Source organism: Escherichia sp. GZ89 (genome assembly GCF_019366485.1).
GTDB lineage: Bacteria > Pseudomonadota > Gammaproteobacteria > Enterobacterales > Enterobacteriaceae > Escherichia > Escherichia fergusonii.
The window spans coordinates 1-13,481 of sequence record NZ_JAEOHX010000026.1 but is presented as its reverse complement, the minus strand read 5'-3'; the positions used below and the strand labels follow the sequence as shown (position 1 = coordinate 13,481).

The 13,481-nt window shown below is 47.2% G+C and carries 10 protein-coding genes and 3 pseudogenes; 6 read left to right on the top strand and 7 right to left on the bottom strand.

Annotated elements, in window-relative coordinates:
- Nucleotides 1–77 precede the first annotated feature (77 nt).
- Nucleotides 78–3,278 (top strand): annotated as a pseudogene (gene fdeC, locus K0335_RS21765) (inverse autotransporter adhesin FdeC); the annotation flags it as partial.
- Nucleotides 3,279–3,417: 139 nt separating this feature from the next.
- Here fdeC and K0335_RS21760 read toward each other — a convergent pair.
- Nucleotides 3,418–4,269: a helix-turn-helix domain-containing protein gene (locus K0335_RS21760; RefSeq protein ID WP_000621009.1), complete on the bottom strand. Its 852-nt coding sequence runs from the start codon at nucleotides 4,267–4,269 to the stop codon at nucleotides 3,418–3,420.
- 302 nt (nucleotides 4,270–4,571) lie between these two features.
- On the opposite strand from K0335_RS21760, the pseudogene K0335_RS21755 reads away from it, so the two are divergent.
- Nucleotides 4,572–4,700: pseudogene (locus K0335_RS21755) on the top strand (aldo/keto reductase); the annotation flags it as partial.
- A 159-nt stretch (nucleotides 4,701–4,859) separates the two neighbouring features.
- On the opposite strand, the gene rclC reads toward K0335_RS21755, so the two are convergent.
- The 3 genes from rclC to rclA form a co-directional block, all read right to left on the bottom strand.
- On the bottom strand, nucleotides 4,860–5,453 hold the full coding sequence (gene rclC, locus K0335_RS21750) for a reactive chlorine species resistance protein RclC (protein ID WP_001306921.1): 594 nt from the start codon (nucleotides 5,451–5,453) through the stop codon (nucleotides 4,860–4,862).
- Between the two features lie 11 nt (nucleotides 5,454–5,464).
- On the bottom strand, nucleotides 5,465–5,701 hold the full coding sequence (gene rclB, locus K0335_RS21745) for a reactive chlorine resistance periplasmic protein RclB (protein ID WP_000474084.1): 237 nt from the start codon (nucleotides 5,699–5,701) through the stop codon (nucleotides 5,465–5,467).
- Nucleotides 5,702–5,809: 108 nt separating this feature from the next.
- Nucleotides 5,810–7,135, bottom strand: a complete 1,326-nt coding sequence (gene rclA, locus K0335_RS21740; RefSeq protein ID WP_001046306.1) for a reactive chlorine resistance oxidoreductase RclA — start codon at nucleotides 7,133–7,135, stop codon at nucleotides 5,810–5,812.
- Nucleotides 7,136–7,360: 225 nt separating this feature from the next.
- Here rclA and rclR point away from each other — a divergent pair, with 225 nt between their 5' ends.
- The 4 genes from rclR (at nucleotide 7,361) to K0335_RS21720 (ending at nucleotide 11,587) form a co-directional block, all read left to right on the top strand.
- Nucleotides 7,361–8,215 carry a reactive chlorine-specific transcriptional regulator RclR gene (gene rclR, locus K0335_RS21735; RefSeq protein ID WP_000339594.1) on the top strand — a complete coding sequence of 285 codons (855 nt, stop codon included), beginning with the start codon at nucleotides 7,361–7,363 and terminating at the stop codon, nucleotides 8,213–8,215.
- A gap of 526 nt (nucleotides 8,216–8,741) precedes the next feature.
- Nucleotides 8,742–9,461: a (Fe-S)-binding protein gene (locus K0335_RS21730; protein ID WP_001102108.1), complete on the top strand. Its 720-nt coding sequence runs from the start codon at nucleotides 8,742–8,744 to the stop codon at nucleotides 9,459–9,461.
- 10 nt (nucleotides 9,462–9,471) lie between these two features.
- Entirely contained in the window at nucleotides 9,472–10,899 is a 1,428-nt protein-coding gene (locus tag K0335_RS21725; protein WP_000023927.1) for a LutB/LldF family L-lactate oxidation iron-sulfur protein, read from the top strand.
- The gene (locus tag K0335_RS21720; protein ID WP_000370307.1) at nucleotides 10,892–11,587 is read left to right on the top strand and encodes an LUD domain-containing protein; all 696 of its coding nucleotides are present in this window, start codon (nucleotides 10,892–10,894) and stop codon (nucleotides 11,585–11,587) included. The genes K0335_RS21725 and K0335_RS21720 overlap by 8 nt, the downstream gene beginning before the upstream one ends.
- 242 nt (nucleotides 11,588–11,829) lie before the next feature.
- On the opposite strand, the gene ykgH is transcribed toward K0335_RS21720, so the two are convergent.
- From ykgH to K0335_RS22750, 3 genes and pseudogenes are all read right to left on the bottom strand, one after another.
- Nucleotides 11,830–12,498 (bottom strand): protein YkgH, encoded by a 669-nt coding sequence (gene ykgH / locus K0335_RS21715; protein ID WP_088474893.1) that lies wholly within the window; start codon nucleotides 12,496–12,498, stop codon nucleotides 11,830–11,832.
- Between the two features lie 212 nt (nucleotides 12,499–12,710).
- Nucleotides 12,711–13,403: pseudogene (locus tag K0335_RS21710) on the bottom strand (GMC oxidoreductase); the annotation flags it as partial.
- Nucleotides 13,404–13,419: 16 nt separating this feature from the next.
- Nucleotides 13,420–13,481 (bottom strand): IS1 family transposase (locus K0335_RS22750; RefSeq protein WP_071528444.1); only part of this gene is annotated, 62 nt, incomplete at its 5' end.

The window sequence follows — 13,481 nt, the reverse complement described above, 5'->3', positions numbered from 1 at the left end:
AGCTGATAGAAACAGAAGCCACTGGAGCACCTCAAAAACACCATCATACACTAAATCAGTAAGTTGGCAGCATCACCGTTCTTGAGTACCGCAAATCTGAAGTGATCCGTATTGCTCTGCCTGAACGTATTGAAGGTAAGGGTGGTCAGACACTTTCCCTGGGGCTTGTGGTCAGCAAAGCAACTCACGGACTGAAAAATGTGCAGTGGGAAGCGCCGTCATTACTGGCTGAGGGTGGCAAAATTACCGGTCAGGGTAGTCAGTGGCAAGTAACGCTCCCGGCTTATCGTCCAGGCAAAGACAATTATTATGCGATTTCTGCGGTTGCCTACGATAACAAAGGCAATGCCTCAAAACGCGTGCAGACAGAGGTGGTCATTACCGGAGCAGGTATGAGCGCCGATCGCACGGCGTTAACGCTTGACGGTCAGAGCCGTATTCAAATGCTTGCTAACGGTAATGAGCAAAGACCGCTGGTGCTGTCTCTGCGCGACGCCGAGGGGCAGCCAGTCACGGGCATGAAAGATCAGATCAAGACTGAACTAGCCTTCAAACCGGCTGGAAATATTGTGACTCGTTCCCTGAAGGCCACTAAATCACAGGCAAAGCCAACACTGGGTGAGTTCACCGAAACTGAAGCAGGGGTGTATCAGTCTGTCTTTACTACCGGAACGCAGTCAGGTGAGGCAACGATTACTGTTAGCGTTGATGGCATGAGCAAAACCGTCACTGCAGAACTGCGGGCCACGATGATGGATGTGGCAAACTCCACCCTGAGCGCTAACGAGCCGTCAGGTGATGTGGTTGCTGATGGTCAGCAAGCCTATACGTTGACGTTGACTGCGGTGGACTCCGAGGGTAATCCGGTGACGGGAGAAGCCAGCCGCTTGCGATTTGTTCCGCAAGACACTAATGGTGTAACCGTTGGTGCCATTTCGGAAATAAAACCAGGCGTTTACAGCGCCACGGTTTCTTCGACCCGTGCCGGAAACGTTGTTGTGCGTGCTTTCAGCGAGCAGTATCAGCTGGGCACATTACAACAAACGCTGAAGTTTGTTGCCGGTCCGCTTGATGCAGCACATTCGTCCATCACCCTGAATCCTGATAAACCGGTGGTTGGCGGTACAGTTACGGCAATCTGGACGGCAAAAGATGCCTATGACAACCCTGTGACCAGTCTCACGCCGGAAGCGCCGTCATTAGCGGGTGCCGCTGCTGTAGGTTCTACGGCATCTGGCTGGACAAATAATGGTGATGGGACGTGGACTGCGCAGATTACTCTCGGCTCTACGGCGGGTGAATTAGAAGTTATGCCGAAGCTAAATGGACAGGATGCGGCAGCAAATGCGGCAAAAGTAACCGTGGTGGCTGATGCGTTATCTTCAAACCAGTCGAAAGTCTCTGTCGCAGAAGATCACGTAAAAGCCGGCGAAAGCACAACCGTGACGCTTATTGCAAAAGATGCACATGGCAACACTATCAGTGGTCTTTCGTTGTCGGCAAGTTTGACGGGGACCGCCTCTGAAGGGGCGACCGTTTCCAGTTGGACCGAAAAAGGTGACTGTTCCTATGTTGCTACGTTAACTACAGGCGGAAAGACGGGCGAGCTTCGTGTCATGCCGCTCTTCAACGGCCAGCCAGCAGCCACCGAAGCCGCGCAGTTGACGGTCATCGCCGGAGAGATGTCATCAGCGAACTCTACGCTTGTTGCGGACAATAAGGCTCCGACCGTCAAAATGACGACGGAACTCACCTTCACCGTGAAGGATGCGTACGGGAACCCGGTCACCGGGCTGAAGCCAGATGCACCAGTGTTTAGCGGTGCCGCCAGCACGGGGAGTGAGCGTCCTTCAGCAGGAAACTGGACAGAGAAAGGTAATGGGGTCTACGTGGCGACCTTAACGCTGGGATCTGCCGCGGGTCAGTTGTCTGTGATGCCGCGAGTGAACGGCCAAAATGCCGTTGCTCAGCCACTGGTGCTGAACGTTGCAGGTGACGCATCTAAGGCTGAGATTCGTGATATGACAGTGAAGGTTAATAACCAACTGGCTAATGGACAGTCTGCTAACCAGATAACCCTGACCGTCGTGGACAGCTATGGTAACCCGTTGCAGGGGCAAGAAGTTACGCTGACTTTACCGCAGGGTGTGACCAGCAAGACGGGGAATACAGTAACAACCAATGCGGCAGGGAAAGTGGACATTGAGCTTATGTCAACGGTTGCGGGGGAACACAGCATCACGGCCTCAGTGAATAATGCTCAGAAGACGGTTACGGTGAAATTCAAGGCGGATTTCAGTACCGGTCAGGCGACCCTGGAGGTTGATGGCAGCACGCCAAAAGTGGCAAACGACAATGATGCCTTTACGCTGACGGCAACGGTTAAGGATCAATACGGCAACCTTCTGCCTGGCGCTGTGGTCGTCTTTAATCTGCCTCGGGGCGTCAAACCGCTTGCAGACGGTAATATCATGGTGAACGCCGACAAGGAGGGTAAAGCGGAACTGAAAGTGGTCTCCGTGACTGCCGGAACGTATGAGATCACGGCGTCGGCAGGAAATGACCAGCCTTCGAATGCGCAGTCTGTAACGTTTGTGGCCGATAAGACTACGGCGACCATCTCCAGTATTGAGGTGATTGGCAACCGTGCAGTGGCGGATGGCAAAACCAAACAGACGTATAAAGTTACGGTGACTGATGCCAATAACAACCTGTTGAAGGATAGCGACGTGACGCTGACTGCCAGCTCGGAAAATTTAGTTCTGGATCCTAAAGGGACGGCGAAAACTAATGAGCAAGGACAGGCTGTTTTCACCGGCTCTACCACTATCGCAGCGACATATACACTCACGGCGAAAGTGGAACAGGCCAACGGTCAGGTATCGACGAAAACTGCTGAATCTAAATTCGTCGCGGATGATAAAAACGCGGTGCTCGCCGCATCTCCAGAACGTGTAGATTCTCTGGTGGCGGACGGGAAGACTACTGCAACAATGACGGTTACCCTGATGGCGGGAGTCAATCCCGTAGGAGGAAGTATGTGGGTCGACATTGAGGCTCCGGAAGGAGTGACGGAGAAGGATTATCAATTCCTGCCGTCGAAGGCTGACCATTTCTCAGGTGGGAAAATCACGCGTACATTTAGTACCAGCAAGCCAGGTGTCTATACGTTCACATTCAACGCACTGACGTATGGCGGGTACGAAATGACGCCTGTGAAGGTGACAATTAACGCCGTTGCTGCAGAGACTGAAAATGGCGAGGAGGAGATGCCATAATTTGAATAGTATGAAAGTTACGATCTAATAAAGAATAATGGTGTTGAAATATTCAACGCCATTATTCACTGAATACCTTGCCTGATACTGATTAAATAGTATCAGGCAAGGATAAAACTCAATAAGAGATAGTGACCAACTAAACCGGACGAACGGGAATAAAAATTTCGCAAACAACATCATTGCCATCCTTTTCTACGAAATCTTCATTGTAATAAAAGCGCTCAATATCGCTGCCGTTCACTCTGGCTAACCCCCTGGCAGGTAACTCTATCAGATAGATGTTACGCACCCAGTCAGGATAATTTTCCCAGTTTCCTTCATAACGGAAAGAGGCATAAAGTCCTCGGGTCGTTGTCCACTCTTTTGGCATGTCAGCATATTCACATACCGTACCAGCAAAAGTTTCAACCGTGAGCAAATCGACCGATTTTGTTGACGGTTCAAACGTGGAAACGAAATAGATATCCGTCTTAAAATTCTTCATACATCTGGCTAAATGATGACGTCGTAGTTTGACTTCTTCATCCGGTGATTTATTCGACACTTCAATGTCATATTTAAATGAGTTGCCAAAAATAGGTGTCTCAGGAAAGTTGATTAATCTACACTCCGTCTTTTGCTGTTGACGTATTAAAAAAGAAGGGAAGATATTTGCGAGATCCCAATAATCACGGTGGCGGTATTCACGGGGAGAGCAGCCGAATAACTTTTTAAATTCGCGGCTGAATGACTGCTGTGAATCAAAATGCAAAGAGAGTGCAATATCAAGCATAGATTTCGCGGTGAGCCGGACAAGAATGGCGGCACGACAAAGCCTTCGTTTGCGAATGTATTCTCCCAAAGGCACATGCATGAAATTTCGGAACAGAAGCTGGATGTTGCGTCTGCTGTAGCCAGATTTCTGTGCGATATCTTCGATTGAAATAGGGTGCTCAAGATTGCACTCAATCCACTCCAGGAGCTGCTGTAGAATCTTCTGCCTGATCATCTCATTCTCCGTTAATTCTTTGTCATATCGCACATTTTCGTTATACCCTGGGCCCTAAGTGTATCAAAAATAGCAAGGGCGAAGGCAAAAGCACTGGTAGCGTCTGCTTCGTTGTCCCCGAAAATAGAGAGGTTTCAGTCCTACATTATTAATGAATTTTTTGCATAAGTGATATCAAAATCCACATACTACTTTGAGGTTACGTTTTAACGTAGACTCATTGTTCATGCCTAATGGAGGGACTGACAGTGGAATTTTCCGTATAGTCTGCTTCAGAGTATTGCAGATGCCCATCAAAAATCGATTTCTCACTGACAGATAAAGAAATGGCACAAATTAGTTCGCTTGATTTGGGTTATGTTGGGGATTCGGTAAAACATTTTAATCCTGAATTTGTTCGTGGTTGTCTTGCTGTAAAAATACATGATTGATATTAATCATGTATTTTACCTGAGACGATAAGAATCTTTTAACAGGGGAGTGATATTGATCTTCACTCTGTCATATCTCCGGTAATATGGCGTCAGGCTTCATCATCAGAAAGGGGGCCTGACGCCTGAAAAAGTGAACAACAGACAGTGTTCGGATTATCAATATTCAGTTTTTAACGTTGAACTGGATTCATTACTGCGTTGTTTAAGAATTTCCCGCGCCGAATCTGCCATTATCATGACAGCACCTGCCAGCATCAGAGTATCTTTCAATACCAGGCGACCAGCACCGGATAAATAAGGGAAACCATGATGAGCGTCACCCAATGCGGGTACCCATGCCTCCGGGGTTGTGATTAAAAATGAGAGTGTTACCAACGGTGTGGTAAATGCCATCAGCCCTCCCAATAAACCTAACCAGCGATTGACAGGATTAGCCAAAACCAGCAGAGCAATAATCACCTCCACGACGCCAAGACCGTTGGAAAAACCATAGGTATTATTGGCCGATTGCCATGCCCTTGCTTCTGGTTTGTATTCGCCTTCGTGAGTCAGATACTGTTTATAGTCTTCCGGGTGTTCATAAAAGAACGACATTAGTGGACTGTTTGCGACGAATGGTGTAATGCTGTCTGCCTCGTAAGGGACAAACTTTAATAACCCAATCCACATAAAAACAATCGCAATACTCAGACGAATCAATGTCAGGCCAATTTTATCACCCCGACTTAACAGGTGCAGGTATTTTTCCATTGTGAACATCCTTATTTATACAATACTGCTGTTGCGGTTGAATTATTATCAATTCGCATCGATGTGACTTTCCAGGATGAAGCATTATATTTTCTGGCTATATCAGCAATGGTATCCTCCAGAACTGTCGGTGATGCTGATACTGACGAGACGCTGATATGTTTCAGAATTATTTTATCATCTGCATTGGTGGAAAATGCCATAACACCAGATAATAGTGTTGCAAATAAAACAGATTTTTTAAACATATAAAATACCATCAATGAAGTGATTAAGAAGTTATAGAGTAACAGAGAATTAATAGGATTCTTTTCTCTGAGACGCCAGAATATTTGTTCTGGCGTCTGATTTTGAGTTTATTTGACTAATGAAAATAGATCATTGAGTGATTCGCTCATCGACGGATGAGTAAATATCTGATCGCGTAATATGCTATAAGGCAGCCCGGCATCCATCACCATTTTCACTATATTAATCATCTCGTGGGAGTCAACACACAGCAGTGATGCCCCTAATATACGTTGGGTTTTATTATCAACAATCGCTTTTAATACCCCACGGGTATCGTTCATCACTCTGGCGCGCGGAATTGCAGCTACAGGCAATGTCACCACCTGAATATCAGCACCACTCTCTCTGGCTTGTTCTTCTGTCATACCAACCCTGGACAGGGGCGGTGTCATAAATACGGAATAAGGCACATTTTTCCGATCATCAGTACTACGTTTGCCTTCACCCAGTAACTCATCACGTACAATGCGGTAATCATCCAGTGATATGTAAGTAAATTGCAGCCCGCCGGTAACATCTCCCATCGCCCAAATATTGTCTGCGGTGGTATGTAATCGCTTGTCAACGACAATTGCCCCGCGCTCGTTTACTGCGATACCGGCATTTTCTGGATGTAACGAAGCGGTAGCCGGTTGACGACCGGAAGCTATTAACAGTGCATCCACCGCCAGTTGGGCGTGCTCGCTATGCACTTGCACTTGATTTTCATGGTGACTGATTCGCTCCACATGGGCATTGAGGATAATATCGACGCCCTGATCGCGTAAAATCGTCGCGATATTATCAGCAATATCCCGATCTTCCCGAGGCAAAAACAGCGAAGCTGCTTCTAAAATGGTTACCTTGCTGCCAAAATTAGCGAACATAGAGGCGAACTCAACGCCAATATATCCGCCGCCCAAAATACCTAAATGCCCAGGCAATTCTTTTAGATTAAGTAATCCGGTGCTGTCATATACTCCTGGCGTGGTGGTAATTCCAGGAATTGGCGGAACCACGGTTTGTGCACCGGTATTAATAAAAATTTTCTCGCCATGAATTTCCAGATTTCCCTCAGGCCGATGAACACGCAGGCTATGATTATTGATAAACTCCGCCTGGCCGTCGATCACGTCGATATTGGGCATATCCGCAAGATTATGAAAATTCTTATTACGTAAAAAATTAACCACTTCATTTTTACGCTGTATGGCACGGACAAAATCTGTGTGCTGCTGTGCGTCATGAACCAATGTTTTGGTTGGGATGCAGCCGATATTAATACAGGTCCCGCCATACATTGCATTTGATTGTTCGATGAGAGCCACTCGCCAACCTGCTTTTGCCAGCGTGACGGCTAATGTTTTTCCAGCCTTGCCAAAACCAATAATCACTGCCTGATATTTATTCATGATGATTTCCTGTCGAAACGCGTTCATTTGACATCATGACTATAGACGCAAAAGAGCAAATAACATTTCTTCACAACGCTTGATATTTTGTCTTATCGTCTGATATTTTCTTTTTCTTAATCAGAATCACAAAACAAAAATCATGATTAACTATTTGATGGTATTAGATTAGTTATTTACTAAGATTGTTGGTGTTTGTAATCAAAAACCACTCAGGAGTCTGATATGGATGCCCTTAGCCGTTTGTTGATGCTTAACGCTCCACAAGGAACGATCGATAAGAATTGCGTGTTAGGAAGTGACTGGCAGCTTCCACATGGTGCCGGGGAATTATCGGTTATTCGTTGGCATGCGTTAACGCAAGGAGCGGCGAAGCTGGAAATGCCGACGGGGGAGATTTTTACATTACGCCCGGGAAATGTGGTCCTGCTACCACAAAATTCAGCTCATCGCCTGAGTCATGTCGATAATGAATCGACCTGTATTGTCTGCGGCACTCTTCGGTTGCAACATTCGGCGCGTTATTTTTTAACGTCTTTGCCGGAAACGCTGTTTTTAGCACCGGTTAACCACAGCGTGGAATATAACTGGCTGAGGGAGGCGATCCCGTTTTTACAACAGGAATCCAGATCGGCAATGCCGGGAGTGGATGCACTGTGTAGCCAGATCTGCGCTACATTCTTTACCCTCGCGGTGCGTGAGTGGATTGCACAGGTTAATACTGAGAAAAACATTCTCAGTTTGCTTCTGCATCCACGTCTTGGTGCGGTAATACAGCAAATGCTGGAAATGCCAGGACACGCCTGGACCGTCGAATCGCTGGCCAGCATCGCTCACATGTCCCGGGCAAGTTTTGCCCAGCTTTTCCGTGATGTTTCCGGAACCACGCCGCTGGCTGTATTAACAAAGTTGCGTCTACAAATAGCGGCCCAGATGTTTTCCCGGGAAACGCTCCCTGTTGTGGTGATCGCTGAGTCAGTAGGCTATGCCAGTGAATCATCTTTTCACAAGGCGTTTGTCCGCGAGTTTGGTTGTACCCCGGGAGAATATCGGGAAAGGGTCAGACAGCTTGCACCCTGAATAAAACCGCCAGAAATCAGGGCAAAGATAATCCGCATTCCGGGAGTTGTGAGCCTTTCAACTATTTCTATTTCCAACGGTGGTTTTGGCTTTATATATTTTTTCTGATGGACTCTAGCTCAGTTTTTAAATAAAAATGCAAACTAAATTGCTTCAATTAAATAAAATCCCGACTATTACTTGATACGTGATTATTGTCGGTGATTTTTTTGTACACCATCAGTGTATATCTCAATAACCCCTGAATAAGTAGCTCTGAATAGGTATAAGGGATGTAGCCATTTTTAAATGGATTTCTTATGCCAAAAATGATCGTCGATTTCCCCATAAAATGTGAGCGATGCCGAAAGAAATAAAATTAGTTATTGCATTTGACGTTTGGATGAAAGATTATCATTTGTCATACAAATGAGGGGTGGTATGTTGCTAGCCAATTAAAAAAGAACGCCATATTTATTGATGATTGATCCCCCGGTGGGGGGGAAACATCGGGCATAAATGGGCATGAAGTAATGGAGTATTAGTTGTGAATGTCAATTTCTTTGTCACCTGTATTGGTGACGCCCTGAAATCAAGAATGGCACGAGACTCCGTGCTGCTACTGGAAAAACTCGGCTGTCGCGTAAATTTCCCGGAGAAACAGGGATGCTGCGGTCAGCCTGCGATCAATAGCGGTTATATCAAAGAAGCGATTCCAGGGATGAAAAATCTGATCGCCGCACTGGAGGATAACGACGATCCCATTATTTCACCGGCTGGCTCTTGCACCTATGCCGTAAAAAGTTACCCGACGTATCTGGCGGATGAACCTGAATGGGCATCACGTGCCGCAAAGGTTGCCGCGCGTATGCAGGATCTCACCTCTTTTATTGTTAATAAATTAGGGGTAGTCGATGTAGGTGCCAGTTTGCAAGGGAGAGCGGTGTATCACCCATCTTGTAGCCTGGCCCGTAAGCTGGGAGTGAAGGACGAGCCACTTACGCTGCTGAAAAATGTGCGTGGACTGGAGCTGTTGACCTTTGCTGAACAGGATACCTGCTGCGGATTTGGCGGCACGTTCTCGGTCAAAATGGCCGAAATATCCGGCGAGATGGTGAAAGAAAAGGTTGCGCACCTGATGGAAGTCCGCCCTGAGTATTTAATTGGTGCTGACGTGAGTTGCCTGCTAAACATCAGTGGGCGATTACAACGGGAAGGGCAGAAAGTCAAAGTGATGCATATTGCTGAAGTGTTGATGAGCCGCTGAGGATATAAAGATGTCGATCAAAACCAGTAATACAGATTTTAAGACACGCATCCGTCAGCAAATTGAAGATCCGATCATGCGCAAAGCGGTGGCAAACGCGCAGCAGCGTATTGGGGCAAATCGGCAAAAAATGGTCGATGAATTGGGGCACTGGGAGGAGTGGCGCGATCGGGCCGCCCAGATACGTGATCATGTTCTGAGTAATCTCGACGCTTATCTGTACCAGCTCTCAGAAAAAGTGACGCAAAACGGCGGTCACGTCTATTTTGCAAGAACCAAAGAAGACGCTACCCGCTACATTTTACAGGTTGCCCAACGCAAAAATGCCCGGAAGGTGGTGAAATCTAAATCGATGGTGACCGAAGAGATTGGTGTCAATCATGTGTTGCAGGATGCTGGCATTCAGGTGATTGAAACCGATCTGGGTGAATATATTCTCCAGCTGGATCAAGATCCGCCATCTCATGTTGTGGTCCCGGCAATTCATAAAGATCGCCATCAGATCCGTCGAGTGCTACACGAACGTCTGGGCTATGAGGGGCCGGAAACGCCTGAAGCGATGACCTTATTCATCCGGCAAAAAATCCGCGAAGATTTCCTCAGTGCTGAAATAGGTATTACCGGCTGTAATTTCGCGGTGGCAGAGACCGGTTCGGTATGCCTGGTGACCAATGAAGGTAATGCGCGAATGTGTACCACGCTGCCTAAAACGCATATTGCAGTGATGGGAATGGAGCGTATTGCCCCCACGTTTGCCGAGGTAGATGTATTGATCACCATGCTGGCGCGCAGTGCCGTTGGTGCACGTTTGACGGGATACAACACCTGGCTGACAGGACCGCGCGAAGCTGGGCACGTTGATGGTCCTGAAGAGTTTCATCTGGTTATTGTCGATAACGGGCGTTCTGAGGTGCTGGCCTCTGAATTTCGGGATGTGCTGCGCTGTATTCGCTGCGGGGCTTGTATGAATACTTGTCCGGCATATCGCCATATTGGCGGTCATGGATATGGCTCTATTTATCCAGGGCCAATTGGTGCGGTGATTTCTCCGCTACTTGGCGGCTATAAAGATTTTAAAGATTTACCCTACGCCTGCTCTTTATGCACAGCTTGTGACAACGTGTGTCCGGTGCGTATTCCGCTGTCAAAACTGATTTTGCGTCATCGTCGGGTGATGGCTGAAAAAGGGATCACCGCAAAAGCAGAGCAACGGGCGATAAAAATGTTCGCTTATGCCAATAGTCATCCAGGATTGTGGAAAGTCGGGATGATGGCCGGTGCTCATGCGGCAAGCTGGTTTATCAATGGCGGCAAAACACCACTCAAATTTGGCGCGATTAGCGACTGGATGGAAGCACGCGATCTTCCTGAAGCTGACGGAGAGAGTTTCCGTAGTTGGTTTAAGAAACATCAGGCGCAGGAGAAAAAGAATGGATAATCGAGGCGAATTTTTGAATAACGTTGCTCAGGCACTGGGTCGCCCGCTGCGACTTGAACCGCAAGCAGAAGATGCGCCGCTTAACAACTATGCTAACGAGCGGCTTACCCAACTTAACCAACAGCAGCGCTGTGACGCGTTTATTCAGTTTGCCAGCGATGTTATGTTGACGCGCTGTGAGCTGACCAGCGAGGCGAAGGCGGCAGAAGCTGCAATACGTCTGTGTAAAGAGCTGGGAGATCAGTCGGTCGTGATTAGCGGTGACACGAGGCTGGAGGAATTGGGGATTAGCGAACGTTTGCAGCAGGAATGCAATGCCGTTGTTTGGGATCCGGCGAAAGGTGCCGAGAATATCTCGCAGGCAGAGCAGGCTAAAGTGGGTGTTGTGTATGCTGAATATGGTTTAACCGAATCGGGAGGCGTGGTTCTTTTTTCCGCCGCCGAGCGCGGGCGTTCATTGAGCCTGCTCCCGGAATATTCTCTTTTTATCCTGCGTAAAAGCACTATCCTGCCGCGTGTAGCGCAACTCGCAGAAAAATTGCATCAGAAAGCGCAGGCCGGTGAACGAATGCCTTCCTGCATTAACATCATTAGCGGCCCCAGTTCAACGGCGGATATTGAGCTTATCAAAGTCGTCGGAGTTCATGGCCCGGTGAAAGCGGTGTATCTGATTATTGAGGATTGTTGAGAGAGATATGAAGTCTGGACATAAACCTGAAGAAGGCATACGAGGTTGAAAATAGCGTTTAGGACAACCTGACTTAACCCCGTTCCGTCATGGTTATGCTGCTCTTCTGTAAATATCCTGGTATTACCAATGCCAGGATATTTACAGTGAAAAAGACAGGCATCCATTCCTGAAAACGGGTTCCCTTCCCGGTCATTGTCACTTCAGCTTTATACAGGCACTCTCTATCAGAATGTTGTTTATTACTGCCCAGAGTTTTGTTGGTATTCATCTACCATTTTTTTGACAAGGCAAAATATTACAGAAATTACAATGCTTAGAAAAAATCCCAGAGCCAGGCAAATGGCAGCAGGGTATTTATTTTTTATTTCTGGTGAGCTTATAGTTACACAGCCATCACCGTTCGGATACAATGACCAGTTCCTGGTCAGGTATATCATTTTTGTATAAAGCTCACTGTTAATTGCTGAAGGCGTTTGTATCTCATCGAGAACTTGCCTGCCATTATGATATTCTGACGCATACCATTTGATAATAGAGGCCTGCACGCGAGATATTTCCTCTTCAGCAGTTGGTAAAGCTCTCTTATCTCCTGACCATTCCAGCCTTATTTCTCTGTTCTTGACATCTGGGCTGGTGTGAAAAAATGTAGTAATTCGCTGAATAACATCTTCAGTCATTGTAGTCTGACAGGCAAAATTATTATTGCTATCACAGCTAACAAGTATACCTGGCGTTGTCTGGTTTATTTTTAGGCTGTAAATCACTTTTATATTGTCTTTATTGATATACAGAAACAACAGCACCATAGCCATACATATAGCCATAATAAAAAGGATAACACGAATCTTTTTCTTCAGATAAAATAAAATCTCAATCAGATCGATATCCTGTTTGATTTGTTCACGCATAATATATCCAGAGAATAAAATCTGTCGCAGATAAGGTTGTATTAATAGTCTGTATCAGGAATGTTCGGGTTAAATATCAGCAAAAAGCCCGCATCATGAATACTGGATATGAAGCATGAGAGTTACCTCAGTGTTTATATAAGGATTCGGTCCCCCTCTCTGGAACGGTAACTCTCAATCTGATCGGTTCCTGCGTTAGTTCACATCACGACTCATTTTTTCGCTCTCACCGGCATCCCATTTGCCACAAAATATCCCGCCGTGCTCCTCGGCAGCGCTTCCTGTCCACGAATCATATCCGCTATTTTCTCGCCAATCATAATTGTCGTGGCGTTCAAATTCCCGGTGATAATCTGCGGCATAATCGACGCATCCACCACACGCAGGCCTTCTAACCCGTGTACGCGGCCTTCGCCGTCAACCACGGACATCTCGTCGTAACCCATTTTGCAGGTACCGCACGGATGGAAGGCGGTTTCGGCGTGGTTACGCACGAACTCATCGAGCTGTTCATCCGTCTGGCATTCGACACCGGGGCTGATTTCGCGGCCACGATACTGATCCAGCGCGGGTTGATGCATGATCTCGCGGGTGATGCGAATTGCGTCGCGGAACTCCTGCCAGTCCTGCTCGTGCGACATGTAGTTAAACAGAATCGCCGGATGCTGGTGCGGGTCGCGGGATTTAATCCGCACATGCCCACGGCTTGGCGAGCGCATTGAGCCGACGTGGCACTGGAAACCGTGCTCTTTCACTGCATTCGAGCCGTTATAGTTAATCGCTACTGGCAGGAAATGGTACTGAATATTCGGCCACGCAAATTCCTCACGGCTGCGAATAAATCCACCTGCTTCAAAGTGGTTGCTGGCACCAACGCCAGTGCCGCCAAACAGCCACTCCGCACCGGGTAATGACTCCAACTTATTGATAGTGTTTTATGTTCAGATAATGCCCGATGACTTTGTCATGCAGCTCCACCGATT

What these genes read in the sequence shown, in the direction of transcription:
- K0335_RS21760 (WP_000621009.1), bottom strand. Translation starts at nt 4,269, where the DNA reads ATGATCAGGCAGAAGATTCTACAGCAGCTCCTGGAGTGGATTGAGTGC.
- rclC (WP_001306921.1), bottom strand. Translation starts at nt 5,453, where the DNA reads ATGGAAAAATACCTGCACCTGTTAAGTCGGGGTGATAAAATTGGCCTG.
- rclB (WP_000474084.1), bottom strand. Translation starts at nt 5,701, where the DNA reads ATGTTTAAAAAATCTGTTTTATTTGCAACACTATTATCTGGTGTTATG.
- rclA (WP_001046306.1), bottom strand. Translation starts at nt 7,135, where the DNA reads ATGAATAAATATCAGGCAGTGATTATTGGTTTTGGCAAGGCTGGAAAA.
- rclR (WP_000339594.1), top strand. Translation starts at nt 7,361, where the DNA reads ATGGATGCCCTTAGCCGTTTGTTGATGCTTAACGCTCCACAAGGAACG.
- K0335_RS21725 (WP_000023927.1), top strand. Translation starts at nt 9,472, where the DNA reads ATGTCGATCAAAACCAGTAATACAGATTTTAAGACACGCATCCGTCAG.
- K0335_RS21720 (WP_000370307.1), top strand. Translation starts at nt 10,892, where the DNA reads ATGGATAATCGAGGCGAATTTTTGAATAACGTTGCTCAGGCACTGGGT.
- ykgH (WP_088474893.1), bottom strand. Translation starts at nt 12,498, where the DNA reads ATGCGTGAACAAATCAAACAGGATATCGATCTGATTGAGATTTTATTT.